Genomic DNA, 20,960 nt, shown 5'->3' with positions numbered 1-20,960 from the left:
CGCCTTACAAAACTGTAAAGCGTATATTGCAAGAACGGACTGACCGCTACAAGTCGGAACTGACCGACTCAGGCTCTAGTTACACGCTTGGCAACAAGACATTAACAGAGTGCGAATTAGTCCTTGACTATGTTTGACTACATTTTAAGGAACAGCAATTAGGATGCTCAAGATAAATCGGCAATACTATGGATTTATATCTCTAGTTGTATTGGGTTTAACTACAGGGTGTAATGCGCAAGTTGAGCCGAAACAGAACACGGCTGCTTTAGAGTCAAAATCAACTTCTGCACAAAATTTACAACGCTATCAAATACAGCCAATTGCAGATTTTAATGAGCCGTGGGCATTGGCAGAATTACCCGATGGACGCCTATTAATTACAGAAAAAGCGGGGAAATTAAAACTTTTTGATCCAAAAACAGGTCAAAGCTTAGATGTTCAAGCTATCCCTGAAGTCGCCTATGGCGGACAAGGTGGTTTGGGTGACGTCATTTTAGATCCTGACTTTAAACAGAATCAGCAGATTTATTTAAGTTATGCCGAAGCGGGTGCGGGTGGTTACGGTGCAGTCGTGATTCGGGGCAAGCTTGTATTAGATGCCAAACCCACGCCAAAACTCACCCAAATTCAAAGAATCTGGCAGCAAGTGCCGAAAGTATCGGGACAGGGGCACTATGCGCATCGTATAAAGTTTGGTGCAGATGGCAAATTGTGGATAAGTTCTGGTGAGCGACAAAAGTTTGAACCTGCTCAGGATTTAAAATCTAATTTAGGCAAAATTTTGTGTCTAAATGCAGATGGCACAACCCCTTTAGACAATCCATTTCAAACACATGGAGAGATTGCCAAGCAAGTCTGGAGTTTGGGACATCGCAACCCTTTAGGCATGGCATTCGATTCTACAGGGCAGCTTTGGGTTGCAGAAATGGGACCTAAAGGGGGTGATGAGTTGAATCTGATTGCCAAAGGCGAAAACTATGGCTATCCGTTGGTGTCGAACGGTGATCATTATAATAGTTTGCCAATTCCAGACCATGCGACTCGTCCTGAATTTACAGCCCCAGTGCTGGATTGGACGCCTGTCATCTCTCCCTCAAGTTTGATGTTTTATACGGGAGATGTATTTCCACACTGGAAGCATAAAGCCATTCTTGGTGGTTTATCTTCAAAAGCAATTATTGTGGTGGATACGCAAGCACAGCCTGTTCGGGAGTTACAGCGTATCGAGATGGGTCAGCGGATTCGCGTGTCTTCAAGCACAGGATGGCAATATTTGGGTGATTGAAGATGGTCAATCTGCCAGATTGCTTAAATTGGTGGCTCCATAAAATAAATTTCTTCAGGTCTAAACTTATTTCAAAGTAGGACAAAAAACAAATAGAAAAAAGCCCCAACATCATGTCGGGGCTTTTTCAGATTTATGTTTAGGTATTACTCCTGTTATACCTTTCAGCGTCCTGCCGTTATATTATTTATTATTGTTATTCTTGCTTTTAGAAACATCCTATTTCTGTATGTGTTAAATATAAAATGAAAGCTGATCTTTGCCTAGCGTCAATTTTCTGCAGTGCATGTAAGCTAAAACGTACAACGATATATCGGTAAAATATAGATCAATAAACTGGATTTATTTAATTTTAAGTGTTTGATTATATTTAATAATTATCTTATTCAATAAAAAATCTCCCAAATTCATTTTCTTGTACTTGGGAGATTTGAACAGCAGAAAGATGCAGTAAGTATGCAAATTGATTACATCAACTTAATACCTTGTTGTCCTGCTGGGGTCACTCTAAAGATTTCAACTTCAAAGGTAATATTTTTACCCGCTAAAGGGTGGTTAAAGTCTACTTCAGTCACATCATCGTTGACAGATTTCACCACGCCATAGAGGCTTTGTTTGGCTTTATCTTCAAATTCAATCATGTGTCCTTCAACTGGATGTTGCTCAAATTTAACCGTATCAAAAGTTTGTACGTTTTCAGGATTCCATGGACCAAATGCTTCTTCAGGTGGAAGACTCACGGTACGACGGTCACCTGCACGTAAACCAAATAATGACTTTTCAAAACCAGGTAATAGGCTGCCATCGCCCATGACCAAACTTACAGGTTCAGCGCGGCTACGGGTGTTGTCAATTTCTACACCATTTTCAATGGCGACAGAAAAGTGCAATTCGACTTTTGAGCCATCTTCAATACGAGTTTCATCATTTGGATTAATAATTTCAGTCATGTTGCGCCTGCGCTCGTTCAATTCGGTGCTTTTCTAGGAAAAACGTATCAATTAACAGCAGAATGGTGCCAAGTGTGATGGCACTGTCTGCAATATTAAAGGCAGGGAAGTGGCTGTTGTTGTAGTATACGTGAATAAAATCGACCACGTAGCCAAGACTGACCCGATCAATTAAATTCCCAATCGCACCGCCTAAAATCAAGGCAATCGCCAAAGGCAGTACGATGACATTTTTTGGCATACGCATTAGCCAAAATACAAAAATTACAGACACTAAACCTGCCAGTGAGGTAAAGAAATAACGTTGCCATCCACCTGCATCGGACAAGAAACTAAAGGCAGCGCCATAGTTATGCAGTAAAGTCCAATTCAAAAAGGGCAATACAGGCACTGGATCTGCGTAATTCAGATGCGATACTGCAATCCATTTGGTCCATTGGTCGAGAATAATCGCGACAATGGACAAGCCCACCCACCATAAATTATGTGGATAGAACTGGAATAAGCCCTTTTTGTGTTGTGGATTAGGCATATTTTCTCTCTTCGCCTTGACCTGTTGGAAGGTTGATAATACAACGTGAGCACAAACCTGGATGTGCAGAATGTGTATTCACATCAGGGAGTACATGCCAGCAACGTACACATTTTTCGCCATCTGCTGCAGAAACTTTCACGTTCAAGCCATCTAAATCAGAGGCTTCACCTTGTGCAGCATCAAAGCCATTCACAACCACTTGTGAGGTAATCAGGACAAAACGTAGCTCATCGCCTAGTTTATCCAATACGGCTTTGAGTTCGTCATTCGCCCAAAGTTCAACTTTAGCAGACAAGTTGGAACCGACTGTTTTGGCGGTACGTGCAGCTTCAATGAATTTATTGACGGCAGATTTAACAGCGATCAGGGTTTGCCATTCCGCTTCTGCCAGTATGTTGGCTTCAGAAGCCACTGGGATGTCATACCATTCTGCAGTGAACACGTATTTTTCTGATTGCTCAGGAATTAGCGGCCATGCTTCTTGTGCCGTAAAGCTTAAGATTGGTGCCATCCAACGAACGAAAGCCTGAACCAAGTGATACAAAGCTGTTTGTGCAGAATGACGTGCTTGCGAGTCTGCTTTGGTGGTGTACTGACGGTCTTTGATGATATCGAGGTAGAAACCACCCAAGTCATTAATACAGAAGTTGGTCAGCGCACTGGTTACTATATGGAAGTTCATATCTTCATAGGCTTGCTGAATGGTTTTCTGTACTTCTGCGGCACGTTGCAGGATGTATTGATCCAGTGCAATCAACTGATCTACAGGCAGAGCATCTGTAGCGGGTTTGAAACCATTTAAGTTAGCCAACAAGAAACGCAAAGTATTACGGATACGACGATAACCGTCAGAGGCACGGCTAAAGATTTCCTTACCTGCGGTCATTTCATAGCGGTAATCTGCCGATGCAATCCAGAAGCGTAAGCCGTCTGCACCCATGTCTTTAATAATGTCTTGTGGAGTAATGATGTTACCCAACGATTTCGACATTTTGCGACCTTTTTCATCCACTACAAAGCCGTGGGTTAACAAGCCTTTGTATGGTGCGCGTTCATTGATCGCAATTGAGGTGAGCAATGAAGACTGGAACCAGCCACGGTGTTGGTCTGAACCTTCAAGATATAAATCGGCTGGGTCTTGTAACTCTTCACGCTCACGTAGAACTGCATAATGCGTCGTACCTGAGTCGAACCAAACGTCTAAGGTGTCGCGTACTGCATTGTAGTGCTCGGCATCCTCGCCAATGAAGTCTTTGGCTTCACGGTTGTACCAGCCATCAATCCCTTCTTGTTCGATCAGTTTCGCAACTTCTTCGATCAATTCAGGTGTGCGTGGGTGCAATTCGTTGGTGTCTTTATGTACAAAGAATGGAATTGGCACGCCCCAAGTACGTTGACGTGAAATACACCAGTCTGGGCGACCTTCAATCATCGCTTGGATACGGTTTTTACCCCAATCAGGTACAAAGCTGATGTCATTTTCAATCGCATTCAGTGCGCCTTGACGTAAACCTTTGGCATCCATGCTGATAAACCATTGTGGTGTAGCGCGGAAAATAATTGGAGTTTTATGACGCCAGCAGTGCGGATAGCTGTGTTTGATTGGGTGATGTGCCCACAGCTTATTGTTTTCTGCCAAAGTCGCAATAATTTGTGGATTGGCTTTGTAGATGTGTTCGCCTGCAAAGATTGGTGCAGTAGGTAAATATACGCCATTGCCACCGACAGGATTGTCAACTTTTAGGTTGTATTGTAAGCCAACTTTATAGTCGTCCACACCATGTCCAGGCGCGGTATGTACTGCACCTGTACCGCTTGTTGCGGTCACGTGTTCACCTAAAATCACAGGTACTTGGCGTGCTTGAATCAGTGGATGTTGTAAGATCAGGTTTTCGAGTTTGTCACCTGTGAAGTCAGCCAATACTTCATAGCTGCTAAAGCCATAGCGTTCAGTTGCTGACAGTACCAATTCTTTGGCCAAAATAAAGTTTTGTGGTGCTTTTTCATCGGCACGTGCCTTCACCAATTGGTATTCAATTTCGGCATGTAATGCAACGGCTTGGTTCGCAGGTAAAGTCCACGGTGTAGTCGTCCAAATGACGATGTCAGTGGCATCATTCACTTGCACATCCAAACGTGCAGATAAATCGGCTAAATCGACCACAGTAAAACCGACATCAATTGCATCGGATTTTTTATCTTCATATTCAACTTCGGCTTCTGCCAATGCAGAACCACAGTCCAAACACCAGTTCACAGGTTTAAGACCCGGTTCAATATGACCTGCTTTGGCAATTGCACCCAATGAACGCACGATATCGGCTTCTTGCTTGAAGTTCATGGTGAGGTAAGGATTGTCCCAATCACCAAATACACCCATACGCACGAAGTCTTTTTTCTGTAATTCGACTTGGGTGTAAGCATATTCGCGACAGGCTTTACGGAAAGTCGAAGCATCGACTTTTACACCCACCTTACCCACTTTTTCTTCTACTTTAAGTTCAATTGGTAAACCGTGACAGTCCCAACCCGGAACGTAGGGTGCGTCAAAACCATCCATGACACGGCTTTTAATAATAATGTCTTTCAGGACTTTATTGACCGCGTGACCCAAGTGAATTTGACCATTGGCATACGGAGGGCCATCGTGAAGCACATATTTTTTCTTGCCAATACGCGATGCACGAATCTGCTGATAAATGTTGTCGGCATACCACTCTTCTAACCATTTCGCTTCACGTACTGCGAGATTTGCTTTCATTGCAAATTCAGTACCTGGGAGGTTTAGCGTGGCTTTATAATCCACTGCATTTTCAGGAGTTTGCTTATCGCTCATGCAAGTTGTCTTCCAGTTGAATCAGCCCATGGACTGACGCGTTTTACATTAAATATTTAGGGTAAATTAAAAAGGGAAATGTGGATGATCTTGTCGAAATTCAAGAAGTTTTTCAACATCATCATCAATTCCCGCTTTGAGTGCTTCAAGCGAAGGGTAATTTTTTTCGCCATGTAAATAGTTTAAAAATGTGACCCGCATTAATAAGCCATACAGATTAGCAGAAACATTGGGGAAATGTACTTCTAATCGCCATTCGGGCTGTACTTGTTGGATGGCTGGGCGCGTACCTACATGCCCTGCACCAAACAGACTGTTCGGGCTGTAGCCTGCAACACCCGTTTTGTGAGGATGATCGTGTTTGACTTTTTCGCTTAAAGCGGTGGTTTCACAGACCACTTCAACGCCATAAATGCCATTTAAGCAGGGTTTATGGCGGTTTAAGCGTACATTAATGGTTGGAAAATCAAGTGTGCGACCAATTTGATCGCCATATTGGACGCGCCCTGTAATGCTATATGGGCGTCCAAGCAGTTTGGCTGCCAGTGCCAAATCACCTGCTTGTAAAGTTTGACGAATACGAGTTGAGCTAACACGCTCACCATTCAGTTCAATGGTGTTTAAATTGGTGACCTGAAAGCCATAGTTGCGTAAAAATTCGCTATTGCCTTGGCGGTTTTTACCAAAATGGAAGTCATCGCCCAAGACCAAATGCGAGGCATTCAGGCTATTTTTTAAAAGTTTTGCAAAGGCTTCGGCACTTAAACTGCGGAAATGATTGTCAAATTTCGCTACTGCAATGTAGTCGACGCCCAATTCGGTCAGATATTCGACTTTTTCCCGCAACGAGCTGATGCGTGGTGGGGCATCGTAGCCTTTAAAAAATTCCAATGGTTGAGGTTCAAACAGCATCACCACGGTTTTGAGTTGTTGCGCCGCAGCAACTTCTTTGAGCTGTTGAATCATCGCCTGATGACCGACATGCACACCATCAAAATTGCCAATGGTCACGGCAGTTTGGGCGAGGTCAGTGGTTGAAGATAAAGCATTCAGGCGGAGCAGCTGCATGATCGGATGAAAGTTGAAAATTTGTAAGGGCTATATATTGCCATATTCTCGCGCTTTCGTCTTGCTGTTGTGTTTTTAACCTGAAAAATTATCTGAAAATCAGGCAAAATCCGACTATTTGAGCGCGAAAGGTGAACTGGATTTGCACCGCACCAGATTTTCTTTTCTAATGTGCTCAGTTTCAATGATCTGCACGAGTAAATAGTGATGAATTCTGATTTCGCTTTAATTATGGCATTGCCCAGTGAGTCTAAAGGCTTGTTTGAGCAGGCTGGGATTCAGGTGCATTACAGTGGTATTGGTAAGGTCAATGCTGCGTTTAAAGCCTTTGAAGTGATTCAAAAGACTGGTTGTAAAACTTTATTGAATTTAGGCACGGCTGGTAGCTCACATTTTGATGCGCATGCTTTGGTGGAAGTGTGCCAGTTTGTGCAGCGCGATATGGATGTTTCTCCGTTGGGTTTTCAGGTGGGAGTCACGCCAATGGATCAGGAACACCCTGCAGAAATTCATTTGGAACGCTATTTTGAGCATTTGCCAAGTGGCATTTGTGGCACGGGAGATAGCTTTGAAACGGGTACACCTAAAGTACCGTGTCAGTTGGTTGACATGGAAGGCTATGCGATTGCCAAAGTCTGTAAAAAATTAGGGGTACGGATGCTGTCGGTGAAATATATTACCGATGGTGCCAATGATACAGCGCATTTAGACTGGGAAGAAAACTTGTTGTTGGGTGCGCAAAAACTATTGTCTTTGTATCAGGGTCTTAAATAATATCGTTGCCAAAACGCCACGACCCTAGTCATAACTAGGGTCGTGAGTAAAAGTGCGTATCTTAGTTAGTGCTGTGCAATTAGTCTTCTGATTCTTGTTCAGGTGTGGCAGTGACCACAGCGGCTTGAGGTGCATCCACTTCGTCCTGACGCGGCATAATACCGTAGAGCATCATGTGAACTGTATGTTGCAAGACACGTTGCAACATGCTGCGGTTGCGCAGGGTTTTACCTGTCACCATTTCCATTTGTGTTGCAAAGTCGGCATAGTTTTGGGTAATCGCCCAAATATTCAAAATAAGCAATTCAGGATCAATCTGCTTAGACAGTTTGCCTTGCTCTTGCCACATGGTAATGACTTTGGCTTTGCGTTTGACCAGTTTTTTCAGAGGGCCTTTTAAAATTTCCTGAATATGTGGCGCACCTTGAATCACTTCTAAAGCAAATAGACGTGATGCTTTCGGTTGAGTACGGGAAACCTCAATTTTCTGTAACAGATAATTGGTAATCGCTTCTTCTGGCTCAAGTTCGGCTTCAAGCATTTGTAAAGGCGCAAGCCATTTTTGTAGTACTGTGGTCAGTACTTCAACATAGAGCGCCTCTTTATTTTCATAATAATAGAAAATATTCGACTTATGCATTTCTGCAATTTGTGCGATTTCGTCCAAACTTGCACCGCTAAACCCGTATAAGGAAAATACGTCGAGTGCAGCATTGAGAAGCTGATGGCGTTTTTGTGTACTCTTTTTTTGTTCCATTCGTAATTTTAAAACAATGAAAAAAGGGAATTATTAATTGTACGGCAAATCGTCAGTCTTGTGCATCATTAAAAGATGTATTTTTAAAATATTTATAATTTATTCTGTAGTTTAGCTATGCAATCAGTCAAAAAACCAATTAGGGTTGGGGAGTATATTTGCTCATGTATTTTTTGACTAAATGATTAGCGTTTGTTGATTTTATTTATAAATGGTAAAAGTGAAGTTTTACGGTGCTTAAGCTTGGGTTTGTTTAAAAAAATTAAAGAATGAATCGAGTGCCTTAATCAAGAGGAATAGATGAGCATTTGTATTGCCCTAACAATGGGAGAATCTAGCCCATTGTTAGCGTCAAGATTATTCAGTTGCCAATACTGCACTTAAGACCTGTTGTTCTAATGTGGCAAATTGCACACTTTTTTGGCGTGGTCGTGCCAGTGGCACCTGAAACTGTTGGGCTATACGTCCCTGATCGAGCAAAATAATCCGATCAGCCAGTTGTACGGCTTCACTGACATCGTGCGTGACTAAAATGGCGGTGAAACCTTGTTCGAGCCAAAGTTGCTCTATCAGGTTCTGCATTTCTAAACGTGTCAGGGCATCTAATGCGCCTAAGGGTTCATCAAGCAATAAAATGCGTGGTCGATGTGACAGAGCACGTGCTAAAGCCACACGTTGACGTTGCCCTCCTGAAAGTTGGCTTGGCCATAAATCGGCCTTCGCTTGCAGACCGACCTTTTCAAGTAAGTTGGCGGCTTCTGCATGTTGAGCGTTGGCCAAACCCAGTTGTACGTTCTGTTGGATATTACGCCAAGGCAATAGGCGAGGGTCTTGGAACATGACCCGTATATCATCGGATGTAATGCCTTCTCGAATATGTCGTGCTGACTTAAATTGAATGGAACCATAGCTGGCTTGTTCAAGATCGGCTATTAGACGCAGCAAGGTACTTTTACCACAGCCACTGCGTCCAACAATTGCCAGAAACTCACCAGGCTGAATATGCAAATTTAAGTCGGTTAAAACCTGAACTGAACCATAAAACTTGTGCAGTTGTTCAATGAGAATTTCTGCACCCATTGTATTGTTGTACTGCGCAGTTGGAGATTGGTGAGGGAGGTCTGTGCTGTGTACATGACGTCCCAAGCTTAAATCTGTCATGGGGATAATCCTTATTTTTGATAGGCTGGATGCCAGCGTAGTAAATACTTTTCTAACAGTACCGCGAACACATCGGCTAGTTTACCCAGCAGGGCGTAAAGTAAAATACCCACCAGTACAATATCGGTTTGTAGGAATTCGCGTGCATTCATGGTCATATAGCCAATGCCTGCCTGAGCAGAAATTGTTTCTGCCACAATTAACAGAACCCACACCAAACCAAGCGAAAAACGTAAACCGACTAAAATAGACGGCATCGCCCCGGGTAAAATAATGTCTTTATACAATTGCCAGCGGGTGAGCCCATAACTTTTACCCATTTCCAGCAACTGTGAATCTACAGAACGAATTCCGTGGTAGGTGTTGATATAGACTGGGAAAAACACCCCCACAGCAACTAAAAATAATTTGGCTGTTTCATCAATACCAAACCATAAAATCACCAGTGGAATCAGTGCCAGTGCAGGAATGTTGCGAATCATTTGTAAGGTGGTGTCAAGCAGCGTCGAGGCTGTTTTAGATGAGCCGTTGAGTAAGCCTAACAGCAGTCCTAATCCACCACCAATCAGCAAGCCTAGCAGGGCACGCCCTGCACTGACTTGAACGTGTTGCGCTAATTCACCACTGCTAAGTAACGTCCAAAAGGCACTGAGTACTGCACTTGGTGCGGGTAAAATGCGGCTTTGCAAAAGGCCTGTGCTTGAGGCCAGTTGCCACAAGGCAATTAAAGCGATGGGGAACAACCACGGCAGCAGTTGTTGTCCAATCAATGTTCCACGTGAAACCTTTTGCGCTTTGCCTAAACTTGAGGGTATTTGCTGACTCATTCGACTTGCTCCAGTTTACGCTGTGCAGATGTATGAGCAGCAGGTACATATTGATTTGCTACAATTTCACCAAAAGGACCAGTTAAATTAGGTTGAGCCAGTTTCTTTTGGGTTTCCAGTGGTAACAGTGGGAAAACCAACTCAGCAAAGCGAATAGACTCTTCCAAATGCGGATAACCAGAGAAAATAAAGGTACTGATGCCTAAGTCTGCATATTCCTGAATGCGAGCTGCCACCGTTTCAGGGTCGCCTACCAAGGCCGTTCCTGCACCACCACGGACCAAACCAACACCTGCCCACAGGTTAGGCGATACTTCCAGCTGGCTACGATTCCCTTGATGCAATGCCGCCATGCGACGTTGTCCAACCGAGTCCATGGCTTGGAACTTAGCCTGTGCTGAGGCAATGGTGGCATCATCTACATATTGAATCAGGTCTTCTGCTGCTTGCCATGCTTCGGCATTGGTTTCACGAACAATCACATGCAAGCGAATGCCGTAATTTAAACTGCGTCCTTTAGCAGCTGCTTTGGCTTTTAATAGTTCAAGTTTTTCTTTGACTGCAGTAGGTGGTTCACCCCAGGTTAAATAGGTATCCACCTGTTCGCTGGCCAGCTCAATGGCTGCTTCAGAGGAACCACCAAACCATAGTGGCGGATGTGGATGTTGTACAGGTGGATATAGCAATTTAGCATCATCAACCTGTAAGCGTTTGCCATGAAAACTGAACGACTCACCTGAATGTGAACGGCTTAAAATTTCACGCCAAATGTGGGTGTATTCTGCCGCAGTTTGATAACGGGTGCTGTGATCTTCATAGAGCCCATCACCTTTGAGCTCTTGTTCATCGCCACCTGTGACCAAATTCAGTAAAAGACGACCATGTGATAGTCGGTCAAAGGTTGCAGCCATGCGTGCCGCCAACGCAGGTGTGGTAATACCTGGACGTAATGCCACCAAAAATTTGAGCTTTTGTGTGGCGTCAATCAGACTGGCTGCAGTAATCCACGGATCTTCACAAGAACGGCCTGTAGGAATTAAAACCCCTTCATAACCCAAATGTTCAACAGTCAGTGCGATTTGTTTCATATAGGCATGATCAACTTGGCGAGCGCCCTTGTTGGTACCTAAATAACGACTGTCACCGTGGGTAGGAATAAACCAAAAAATTTTCATCTTAATATCCTTGTTGTGTATGTTTAAGGTGTAATGCTGTGCTGGTCTTTCCAAACCACACTTTGAATTTTGATAGACTGCGGAATCAGTTGGTCTTGCTGAAAGCTGTTGGCAATGTGTTGTTGTGATTGAATGACCTGATTGTTCAGCGGGTAAATTGGAGATGGTTTTAAGCGTTGCTGAAATACGGGTGTGGCAATATGTGGTGCTAAACCTGTACTTTGGGTGTAAATAGACAAAGCCTGATCTTGATGCTGAAGAATCCATTGATCTGCAGCATTCAAGCTAGCTAAAACCTTGCTGACCGCGTGAGGGTGCTGTTGTATAAACTTAGGATTACCAATATAGAAGGCATAACTTTTTGGGAATGCTGTGCCATCAATCAAGACCTGTGCTTGCGCATCGAGCTTGGCAGCACTTAAAAATGGATCCCAAATGACCCAAGCATCAATGCTGTTTTTATCAAATGCTGCACGAGCTTCTGCAGGCGCAAGCCAAATAGGTTGAATGTCTTTCCAGCTTAGCTGGGCTTGCTTTAATACTTTGCCCAATAATTCATGCGCACTAGAGCCTTTTTGCACGGCAATGCGTTTGCCTTTTAAATCTTGCAACGATTGAATCGGGCTGCCTGATGGAACGACCAAAGCCTGTGAATTTGGGGTCACCACTTCATAACCGACATAGCGAATATCTTTGCCTGCAGCTTGGGCAAAAATAGGCGGGGTGTTGCCCACGTAGCCAAAATCTACAGCACCCACCGCTAAGGCTTCTAGCATTTGTGGGCCAGCAGGAAACTCTTTCCAGTCAACTTTGACATTGGGCAGCTGCTGCTCAAATAACTTTTGCTGACGAGCAACCAGTAAATTTAAAGCAGACTTTTGGTAACCAATGCTGAGATGTTGTAGAGGGGCAGCAGAACTTTTTGCTGAATCAGTATTGGCTGAAATTTTTTCACAGCCTGTGAAGCCTAGACTGAATAGACCTAAACTGAATAATGTGAATGTTTGTAGCGCTTTCATTGAAACTGTCCTGATTTTTTGTTTTATGGCGATGTGCTTGTTGTGGGTTTTAAAATTGCAGCTTGAATGTCAATTTTTTGTGGAATTAACTTTTGTTGATAGAAGGCATCTGCAACTTGCTGTTGTTGTTGAACCACTTGCGCAGAAATGTTTTGCACACCAAAACCCATGCGGGCAATAGAACGACTCAAAATATCGACCGATAAACCCGTTGGTTTTTCTAAGAGTTGTGCCGCCTGTTGAGGATGTTGCTGAATCCACTGTGTGGTGGTATTCAGTTGCTGCACCACTGTGTTTAACAATTCAGGATGGGCTTCGGAAAATTGACGATCTGCCAAATAAAACTGATGATTGCTCACCAAGTTTTGCCCTGTGGCCAGAATACGTGCACCGAGCTGTTGTTCTGCCGCAGCAAAGAACGGATCCCAAATGACCCATGCATCGACAGCACCACGCTCAAATGCAGCGCGGGCATCGGCAGGGGGTAAATACACCACATGAATATCTTCAAGTTTGAGCTGATGCGCTTGCAAAACTTTTAACAGCAGATAATGCACATTGGAACCTTTATTGAGTGCAATACGTTTGCCTTTTAAATCTTGGACAGACTGAAGGTTTGAATTTTTGGGTACTATTAGAGCTTCAGCCAAAGGTGCAGCAGGTTGATTAGCCACGTAGACCAAGTTGGCTTGTGCTGCTTGTGCAAAAATAGGCGGTGCTTCCCCCGCTTCCCCAAAAACCACACTGCCGACATTTAAGCCTTCTAAGAGCTGAGGGCCTGCAGGAAATTCTACCCAATTAATTTTGACATTCTGATTTTTAAGGGCATTTTCTAGTACGGCACGTTCTTTGACAATTGGCAAAATACCGTATTTTTGATAGCCAATATTTAAGGTGATTTGATTGGCAGCTTGGTTTGGAGTACAGCCTGAGAGCAGCATGATTCCGACCCAAGCCGTAGATGTAAAAATCGTTTTTTTCCAAAAAGATGTCGAAATTGGGTACATGCAAATGTGCTCCTGAAAATAAACCCCAACGGGTGTAGCGGGCTGGATGACACATACGCTAAACAGGTTTGTTTTTTGAAAAAAATAATAAATCGGAAATTTCTAAGCAGAAATTGAGATAAATAAAAAAGTGCAAACCTTATGTTTAAAACTGCACAAATTGTAGGAGGATAGTCAGCAGTATTTATTTTTAAGTTTATGATTTTTATTGCTTATTTTTATTATTGAAGTTGAGAGATAAATATAGTGAATTTACAGCTAAGGCTTTGTTTTCAAAATAGAAGTATTTTTTTGAACTGGTTGCATAAGCTTATGCAAAATTGAGCTATATCGCCTACAGGCAAAAAGTCACTTTATAGTGACTTTTTGCAAACAATGGAGTTGCGTTGATAGTTATATAAGGCCTGACGGGCATCGGGCAGTTCATCGACACTGGCAGGGGAAAAGCCTTGTTCTAAAAACCAATGCGCGGTGCGGGTAGTCAAAATAAACAACTGCTGAATACCCATGGCTTTGGCTTTATCTTCTAAATAATCCAGAATTTGGCGGCCACGGTTCGATTTACGATAAGCAGGATGCACGGCCACGCAGGCAATTTCAGCAGACCTTAATTCATTGCCTGTGGTAGGAATAGGGTAGAGTGCTGCACAGGCTAGAATCATGCCATCTCGCTCAATCACTGCAAATTGCCCAATTTCATTTTCCAGACGTTCACGTGAGCGATACACCAATACACCTTCTTCTTCTAAAGGGCGTAATAGTCGAATCAGACCGCCAACATCTTGAATATTGGCTGTACGTACTTCTTCATAATGTGCATCACTGACCATCGTGCCTGAACCATCGCGGGTAAATAGCTCTTCTAATAATGCACCATCATAAGCATAAGAAATCAGATGTACACGATGCACGCCGTTGAGCGAAGCCTCTTGTGCTGCATTTAAGTGTAGTGCCAATTCAGGATGATGCTGTTGCGCAGCCTGAATATATTGATTTAAGTGTTGTGGGTGAATTTCACGTTGCAATTGCCTTTCGGTATTCACTAATCCGTGCTGTTCGCCTAAGAAAATGAGCTTATCAGCTTTTAAATGAATGGCAGTTTTGGTGGCGACTTCTTCTGCCAAAAGATTAAACACTTCACCTGTGCTGGAATAGCCTGTAGGCCCTAACAACACAATATTGTGGTTTTCTAAATGGCGCTGAATGGCATCGGTATCGACACTGCGGACTTCACCTGTGAGTTGGTAATCGACCCCATCACGGATGCCATACGGTTTGGCGGTAATGAAGTTACCCGACACCACATCGATACGTGCGCCATACATGGGAGAGTTGGCCAGCCCCATCGACAATAAGGCTTCAATTTGCAGACGAATTGAACCCACCGCATTCATCACACAGGATAATGACTCACGTGTGGTGACACGACGTTGCAAATGAAAAGGGGTGTCAATTTGGCTGAATTTCAGATTTTGATTAATTTGTGGACGTGCGCCGTGGACCAAAATCAGACGAATTCCCAGCGAATGCAGCAGGGCAATATCGTGAATAATATGCTGAAAATTTTCATGCAGCACCGCTTCGCCATCGAACATGATCACGAAGGTTTTATTGCGATGGGCATTGATATAAGGCGCAGAATGTCGAAACCAATGCACATATTGTAAGGTTGTGCTGTGAGGGTTTTCTGCTGAAGTCATGCGCTGGCCTATTTCAATGATCGAGTGCTGTCTTTGATTCTAATCAAAAAAATCTGTAGCGGAAGTCTAAATATAAAAAAACACCTGAATGGTGATTCAGGTGTTGGGAATATGCGAACTCATCGTTGAGGCTGAAATATGCTTTTAGCCAATAATGCGAATGATACGATGCGTGCGTTCATTGATCAGGACATAGTCACCATTGATTTTGTACCATTGTTGGTAACGACCTGTATTGGGTAAACGACGTGCTTCACGGTCACTGACTTTATTGCGTGAAATTTCATAGCCACGTGGGAAGTTTTGACCTACACGCCAGTCACGGCTTGGATTCACACGTTTCTGATTATAACGTTTTTGCTCCCATTGCGTATGCTGACGTTGATTGTCCCAGTGGTTGCTGTGATGTTTATAAGTGGCATTTGCTTGATGGCGACGGTCATCATAACGGTGGTCTGGTGCAGCCATTGCAGAAGTTGTCAGGATGGCCGTTACAGACAGGGCAAGAATGCTGAGCGCTTTTTTCATGAATGTTCACCTTCGGTTTCTTTTGAATGTTGAGTTGATGCATTCAAATTAATGCAGAACTCAAGAGAAACGATGGTGGATAGTTGGCTGAATTGTGAATTTGATGGAGAAAATGAGGAGAATGGATGTACCGCTTTGCAAGATGAGAAACCAAGATGTGCTTGGTTATCTATTCTTTTGAAGGGATTACCGTGGAAAGTAAAGAATCTATAAAAAGCCCAGATATATATACTTGGGCTTTATGATTTTTCTAAGATATTGAATAATATGGGGTAAATTGAAATTGCGTATAAGCTGATTATGTTAATTTAGCTTTAAGCATTGGAGGGTGTAAATAATTCTGTGTAAATACAGTTTTAAAAATACTTGCGCTTGGGCATAAGCGTCTAGCTGTAGGAATCACCCTCTTTTAAGGGGGGAGGATGTCAAGAACCTGCAATACGCAAGATATGATGGTTTTCCAAATCGACTAAAATATAGTCCTGATTGATTTTATACCATTGTTGCTTACGTTCAGGTCTAGGCAAGTCGTGATCTTGATAATCGACCTTATAGCCATTACCACGATAGTGCTGCGGCATGACATAGCCCGTTTGCCACTTATGTTGCTGCAAGCGTTTTACACCACGTTCTTCACGCATACGACGCTTATCTTGTACACGCTCTTCCATATTGGCACGAAATTCACGTTTATTTTGTGCCTGATAACGCGGGTGTTCCGCATCATCCCGATCAAATTGAGGAGCAGCAGTTGCTAAATTACTGCCAAGTAAAGCACTGAAAGACATTGCCAGAACTGTCAAAATCTTTTTCATGTAAACCCCTCATTTCTCATCTCTATTTCACAGTTCATACTTTAGCCATTAAATGCAGAGAAACTGTGAAGAAAGCACATGAATTTTTTAAATAAAGCCTGATGCTACAGTATAGAGTCTATTCTATTATGCGACAAAAAAAGCATTTTGAATGTATGTGCATGCAGAAAATATAGGGGAAGGGGTTGGGGTATTATATTTTAGATCGAGCATGACCATAGCAGCGAGCTGCTATGGGATGCATCAGTTCCACTGATCTGCCAAACCTTGTAAAGACTGCACTGCGCTCGCTACACATTCGGCTTTTTCTTTGTCATCTAAGGCAACAATCAAATGTTGGCTCAGTTGTAAAGTTTCAATACTTTGAATCACGGCTGTTTTTCGTTTCATATCCGTCATCGCAATCTACCTCAATACTGTTGAAGATGGATTTAGAATAAAGGATTTACATTAATTTGAAAAACAGTTTAGTTTTATAATTTCAATCCAATAAATCGATTGATGTATTGCCCCTGAGTTTGGTAGCTTCACTGGATTTTAGTAAGCGTAGTTTAAGTCGGTATAGTCGGTGAGTGATTTTTGAATATGTGCATTAATAAATTCACGTACATCTTCAGCTGTCATCGGTGCACCTTGTTTTGTAATCACGTGTTCAATTTCAGGTTGCCCTTCAATTTTAATACGATAGACAAAGTTTTTAACCACGTGATAGCGATCATCCAACTTTTCAATGCCAGTGACATAGTGGTAAGCGTGTTCAAAATTGAGATCGGTATGTGAAAACACAAACTGATCAAACAATTTGATTTTTTGGCCGTTGTCGAGCGCTTGAATATCATCCACGATGCTGGCTTCAAACTTCATGCCGTATTTTTCAGAAATAGGCTGACCATCAATCAGTAAAGACACCATGCCATCTTCTAGCGGGGTTACGGTGATGTTATTTAATTCAGTCATGTTGTTCTCTGCAGCGTAAGAGTGGGATAGAAAGGCAGAAGCGTAGCGAGTGAATTCTGTTTATGCAAGATGCATACAGACAATTACTGCGGTGGCCTTTAAGTGCTTATTTTACACAAGATGAAGGTCTGAAAACTGGCAGTATGATATGCAACTTGCATAAAAAAGAAAGCTGATCTGAATTTGCTGTAGCACTGGCAGCATGAAGGCTAAGTCATGTGTGGGATAGATAATGTATTTCATATATCTATCCCGTGTGGGTGGGTTGTGATCAAGCTGTGCTATGTGTAGTGGTTATTAAGCCACTTGTGTTTGGGCTATAGTGTACTGTGATTTGGCTGCTTCCCATTGCAAAACTGGAACTGCACGGGTAATGGCCAAATTGATTCGCTCATTAAGTAGTTCACTTTGTACGGTATATTCAGGACTAAAATCGCGGTCTGTGGCATAGACACCAATAGGCAAGGTTTGTGCTTGGAAAAAACTGAATAAAGGGCGCAATTGATGTTCTAAAACCAGTGCATGTCGCTCGCTGCCACCAGACGCAGCCAATAATACAGGCACATCAATCAATGCATTTTGTTCAACAAAGTCAAAGAAATGTTTAAATAAACCTGTAAATGAAGCCCGATAGACAGGTGTTCCTACAATCAGTGCATCTGCATTTTCTACAGTAGCTAAATCGTCTTGCACTTGTTGAGGCAATTGATTGCGGTAAATTGCACCACCTAAAAGTGGCGCAATTTCACTAAATTTAATGAAATGTACCTGAATCGGGATGGCTTTGGCCAAACGCTCTACTAGGGTCTGTAACAGCGCTTCTGTTTTAGAAGGTGCATTGAGCCCCCCGGAAATGGCAACAATATTGAGCGGTTTTTGCTGAGAATATGACATGTGCTGAACAACCTAAAAATAAATTAATTTGGAATGTCGCTATTAATCATGATTGGGCTGTGCACTGTAAAATAAGCAAAAGCTGTAAAGTTATCTCATTTCTAGATATGCACTCTATGCATGGATTGGGGCTAAAAACTAAAGCATAAGTTGTTAAAATTTATATTTATATTTTATCTAAATAAGGTTTTTCGTTTATAGATGGCATATATATAAAAAAGTGATGCGTATTCAAGCAATTTAAAAAAGCTGAAAAATGACGATTTTTTGCACAAGCATAGTCATAAAAAACGGGAAGCAGACGCACAGGATTAATCCTGTGCATCAATACTTTGACCGTTCATGTGTAAGCTGTCATCGCCCATTAAATATAAATAGGCAGGCATGATTGCATCGGGTGTTGGTAAGGTTTTTGGATCTTCATCTGGATAGGCTTTGGCACGCATGGCTGTGCGGGTCGCACCTGGATTAATGCAGTTGTAGCGAATATTCGGGTGAACTTGCTCTTTGGCAAATAATTGGCTGACTGCTTCAATCGCAATTTTAGAAACTGAATAAGCCCCCCAGCGTTCACGTGCTTCACGGCCAACCCCTGAACTGGCAAATACCACCGAGGCATGTTCTGATTTTGCCAAGAGCGGCAATAATTCCTGAGTCAAGACAAAAGGCGCACGTAAATTTACCGCCATGACATCATCCCAGACATCTGCAGGGTAATTGGCCAGCTCGGTGCGTTCACCTAAAATGCCTGCATTATGCAAAATACCATCCAAACGTCCGAATTGTTTGTCTAGGGTATCGACCAGTAATTCATAGTCTCGTGGTGAAGCACTCGAAAGCTGTAGCGGTAAAATAGCAGGTTGCGGTGCGCCTAAACTTTCGATTTCATCATAAATCACTTCAAGTTTATTTAAGGTACGACCATGCAGCACTACGGTTGCTCCGTGTAGCGCATAACTGAGGGCAGCCGCTCGTCCAATACCATCACCCGCACCTGTGATCAGGATAATACGATCTTTGAGAAGATCGGGGCGAGGTTGATATTCTGAATATTTCATGGGCATCCCTCCTGTTCATTTCTTATTGCTTATGGGTTGAGTTTCATGTCACCGTTTTAATGACTGATTCAAGCATTGGCACTGCTATTTTGTGTGGCAGCTTGTAGCACCAATTTGTCCAGAACCGTATGTAATTCAGTCACTGAATCCACTATACAATCTGCTTGCCATGCTGTTAAGTCATCTTTGTGTTGTAACGGTAAATAACCGTATGCTGCCAAAATGGTATACATGTTGGCGTTGCGACCTGCATCGATATCACGTGGATGATCGCCCACATAAATACAATGTTCTGGGGCAATTTCAATTTGTTTGGCCGCCAAATACATAGGTTCTGGGTCTGGCTTAGTACGGCTAACATCTTCAGGGCAGACCAAAACTGCACAGCGTTCAGTTAAATTCAGTGCTTTGAGCAGTGCTTCGCTGAGCCAGCGCGGTTTATTGGTGACAATACCCCACGGAATTTGACGCTGTTCCAATGCTTCAAGCAGTGGATACATGCCTTCAAACAGATCGGTTTCGACTGCAATATCTGCGCCGTACAGGTCTAAAAAACGCTGTCGATGGGCCAAAAACACAGGATCATCTACCTCAAATTCTGGATAGACTAATTTGACCATTGCCCGCGCACCTTCAGATACCTGTGTGCGAATGGCGTCTGCTGCCACAATCTCACAGCCTTTATCGCGGCACATATCTTGAATGATGCGAATAAAATCTGCAGCGGTATCAATTAAGGTGCCATCGAGGTCAAATAAAACTGCCTTCATTCTGTTGCCTCATTGACCGTGTAAACCATGTAGTTCACATCCACATTTGGTGCTAACCAATAGCGCTTGGTGAGCGGGTTGTAGTGTAAGCCTGTCATATCTTTTAGTTTTAAGCCTGCTTGACGGATGTCGTGTGCCAATTCAGACGGTTTAATAAATTTATGATAATCGTGTGTGCCTTTGGCTAACATGCGCAGCACGTATTCTGCCCCAATAATGGCAAATAGGTATGATTTAGGGTTGCGGTTAATGGTCGAGAAAAAAACATGACCGCCTGGCTTGACCAGTTTTTGGCAGGCTTGAATAATCGAGGCCGGATCAGGTACGTGCTCTAACATTTCCATGCAAGTCACCACATCGTATTGACCAGCTTGCTCATCTACCAATTGCTCAACAGGAATTTGGCGATATTCAATATTGTGTACGCCTTCTTGTTCTGCATGCAGGCGTGCCACGTTTAAAGGTGCTTCGCCCATATCAATTCCAAGCACATTGGCACCGCGACGAGCCATGCTTTCTGCCAAAATACCACCACCACAGCCGACGTCTAGCACTTTCTTGCCTGCCAAGCCGCCTGCGTGCTCATCAATCCAGTTTAAGCGCAGTGGATTAATCATGTGCAGGGGACGGAACTCGGAATGCTGATCCCACCATATGGCTGCAAATGCTTCAAATTTGGCAATTTCTTGTGGATCAACATTCAAATGCGACATGGGTGCCACCTCAATTGGGTCGTGATAATTGGAAAAATAGATATAAACCCTAGTGTAGCGTTAATTCTAAAAAAAGCGATAAAAGCTGTAAAAAAGTTCACAGAAGGAAAACGAAATCAGCATAATTG

Annotated in this window: 19 protein-coding genes and 2 pseudogenes; 2 read left to right on the top strand and 19 right to left on the bottom strand. The window is 43.0% G+C overall.

Features of this window, described 5'->3' with window-relative positions; all coding sequences use genetic code 11:
- Positions 1-163 precede the first annotated feature (163 nt).
- Positions 164-1,331: pseudogene (locus ACEO2X_RS05315) on the top strand (PQQ-dependent sugar dehydrogenase).
- A gap of 424 nt (positions 1,332-1,755) precedes the next feature.
- Here the strand turns inward: ACEO2X_RS05315 and ACEO2X_RS05310 are convergent.
- The 4 genes from ACEO2X_RS05310 to ribF form a co-directional block, all read right to left on the bottom strand.
- On the bottom strand, positions 1,756-2,238 hold the full coding sequence (locus ACEO2X_RS05310) for a peptidylprolyl isomerase (protein WP_004974037.1): 483 nt from the start codon (positions 2,236-2,238) through the stop codon (positions 1,756-1,758).
- Positions 2,231-2,770, bottom strand: a complete 540-nt coding sequence (gene lspA, locus ACEO2X_RS05305; RefSeq protein ID WP_004974039.1) for a signal peptidase II — start codon at positions 2,768-2,770, stop codon at positions 2,231-2,233. Before lspA ends, ACEO2X_RS05310 begins: the two co-directional genes overlap by 8 nt.
- The gene (gene ileS, locus ACEO2X_RS05300) at positions 2,763-5,609 is read right to left on the bottom strand and encodes an isoleucine--tRNA ligase (protein ID WP_286378794.1); all 2,847 of its coding nucleotides are present in this window, start codon (positions 5,607-5,609) and stop codon (positions 2,763-2,765) included. The genes lspA and ileS overlap by 8 nt, the downstream gene beginning before the upstream one ends.
- Positions 5,610-5,675: 66 nt before the next feature.
- Complete coding sequence (ribF, locus tag ACEO2X_RS05295; protein WP_179996507.1) at positions 5,676-6,677, bottom strand: bifunctional riboflavin kinase/FAD synthetase; 1,002 nt, start codon at positions 6,675-6,677, stop codon at positions 5,676-5,678.
- A gap of 207 nt (positions 6,678-6,884) precedes the next feature.
- On the opposite strand from ribF, the gene ACEO2X_RS05290 reads away from it, so the two are divergent.
- Positions 6,885-7,451 (top strand): 5'-methylthioadenosine/S-adenosylhomocysteine nucleosidase, encoded by a 567-nt coding sequence (locus ACEO2X_RS05290; RefSeq protein WP_136144516.1) that lies wholly within the window; start codon positions 6,885-6,887, stop codon positions 7,449-7,451.
- Between the two features lie 79 nt (positions 7,452-7,530).
- Here ACEO2X_RS05290 and ACEO2X_RS05285 read toward each other — a convergent pair whose 3' ends face one another.
- From ACEO2X_RS05285 to ubiG, 15 genes and pseudogenes are all read right to left on the bottom strand, one after another.
- Positions 7,531-8,208, bottom strand: a complete 678-nt coding sequence (locus ACEO2X_RS05285) for a TetR family transcriptional regulator C-terminal domain-containing protein (protein WP_179990747.1) — start codon at positions 8,206-8,208, stop codon at positions 7,531-7,533.
- A gap of 357 nt (positions 8,209-8,565) precedes the next feature.
- A complete protein-coding gene (locus ACEO2X_RS05280) occupies positions 8,566-9,288 on the bottom strand; it encodes an ABC transporter ATP-binding protein (RefSeq protein WP_371971162.1) in 723 nt (240 codons plus the stop codon).
- A gap of 92 nt (positions 9,289-9,380) precedes the next feature.
- Entirely contained in the window at positions 9,381-10,196 is an 816-nt protein-coding gene (ssuC, locus tag ACEO2X_RS05275) for an aliphatic sulfonate ABC transporter permease SsuC (protein ID WP_131261248.1), read from the bottom strand.
- The gene (gene ssuD, locus ACEO2X_RS05270) at positions 10,193-11,371 is read right to left on the bottom strand and encodes an FMNH2-dependent alkanesulfonate monooxygenase (RefSeq protein ID WP_371971161.1); all 1,179 of its coding nucleotides are present in this window, start codon (positions 11,369-11,371) and stop codon (positions 10,193-10,195) included. Before ssuD ends, ssuC begins: the two co-directional genes overlap by 4 nt.
- A 23-nt stretch (positions 11,372-11,394) precedes the next feature.
- The gene (locus ACEO2X_RS05265; protein WP_371971160.1) at positions 11,395-12,390 is read right to left on the bottom strand and encodes an aliphatic sulfonate ABC transporter substrate-binding protein; all 996 of its coding nucleotides are present in this window, start codon (positions 12,388-12,390) and stop codon (positions 11,395-11,397) included.
- Between the two features lie 23 nt (positions 12,391-12,413).
- Entirely contained in the window at positions 12,414-13,397 is a 984-nt protein-coding gene (locus ACEO2X_RS05260) for a sulfonate ABC transporter substrate-binding protein (RefSeq protein ID WP_131261245.1), read from the bottom strand.
- Positions 13,398-13,750: 353 nt separating this feature from the next.
- Positions 13,751-15,097: an amino-acid N-acetyltransferase gene (argA, locus tag ACEO2X_RS05255; protein ID WP_131261244.1), complete on the bottom strand. Its 1,347-nt coding sequence runs from the start codon at positions 15,095-15,097 to the stop codon at positions 13,751-13,753.
- Positions 15,098-15,241: 144 nt separating this feature from the next.
- Complete coding sequence (locus tag ACEO2X_RS05250) at positions 15,242-15,625, bottom strand: RcnB family protein (protein ID WP_179990744.1); 384 nt, start codon at positions 15,623-15,625, stop codon at positions 15,242-15,244.
- Positions 15,626-16,050: 425 nt separating this feature from the next.
- Positions 16,051-16,440 (bottom strand): RcnB family protein, encoded by a 390-nt coding sequence (locus ACEO2X_RS05245; protein WP_131261242.1) that lies wholly within the window; start codon positions 16,438-16,440, stop codon positions 16,051-16,053.
- 243 nt (positions 16,441-16,683) lie between these two features.
- Positions 16,684-16,839 carry a hypothetical protein gene (locus ACEO2X_RS05240; RefSeq protein ID WP_165492522.1) on the bottom strand — a complete coding sequence of 52 codons (156 nt, stop codon included), beginning with the start codon at positions 16,837-16,839 and terminating at the stop codon, positions 16,684-16,686.
- Between the two features lie 138 nt (positions 16,840-16,977).
- The gene (locus ACEO2X_RS05235) at positions 16,978-17,397 is read right to left on the bottom strand and encodes a hypothetical protein (protein ID WP_178867025.1); all 420 of its coding nucleotides are present in this window, start codon (positions 17,395-17,397) and stop codon (positions 16,978-16,980) included.
- A gap of 327 nt (positions 17,398-17,724) precedes the next feature.
- A pseudogene (gene msuE, locus ACEO2X_RS05230) lies at positions 17,725-18,291 on the bottom strand (FMN reductase); the annotation flags it as partial.
- A 311-nt stretch (positions 18,292-18,602) separates the two neighbouring features.
- A complete protein-coding gene (locus ACEO2X_RS05225; protein ID WP_004974058.1) occupies positions 18,603-19,349 on the bottom strand; it encodes a YciK family oxidoreductase in 747 nt (248 codons plus the stop codon).
- Positions 19,350-19,417: 68 nt separating this feature from the next.
- A complete protein-coding gene (locus ACEO2X_RS05220; RefSeq protein WP_371971159.1) occupies positions 19,418-20,119 on the bottom strand; it encodes an HAD family hydrolase in 702 nt (233 codons plus the stop codon).
- Positions 20,116-20,832, bottom strand: coding sequence for a bifunctional 2-polyprenyl-6-hydroxyphenol methylase/3-demethylubiquinol 3-O-methyltransferase UbiG (gene ubiG / locus ACEO2X_RS05215; protein WP_004974063.1), 717 nt, complete (start codon positions 20,830-20,832; stop codon positions 20,116-20,118). The genes ACEO2X_RS05220 and ubiG overlap by 4 nt, the downstream gene beginning before the upstream one ends.
- Between the last annotated feature and the right edge of the window lie 128 nt (positions 20,833-20,960).

It is taken from the genome of Acinetobacter sp. AL9, assembly GCF_041464035.1.
Taxonomy (GTDB): Bacteria; Pseudomonadota; Gammaproteobacteria; order Pseudomonadales; family Moraxellaceae; genus Acinetobacter; species Acinetobacter towneri.
This window is presented reverse-complemented; position numbering and strand designations above follow the sequence as displayed.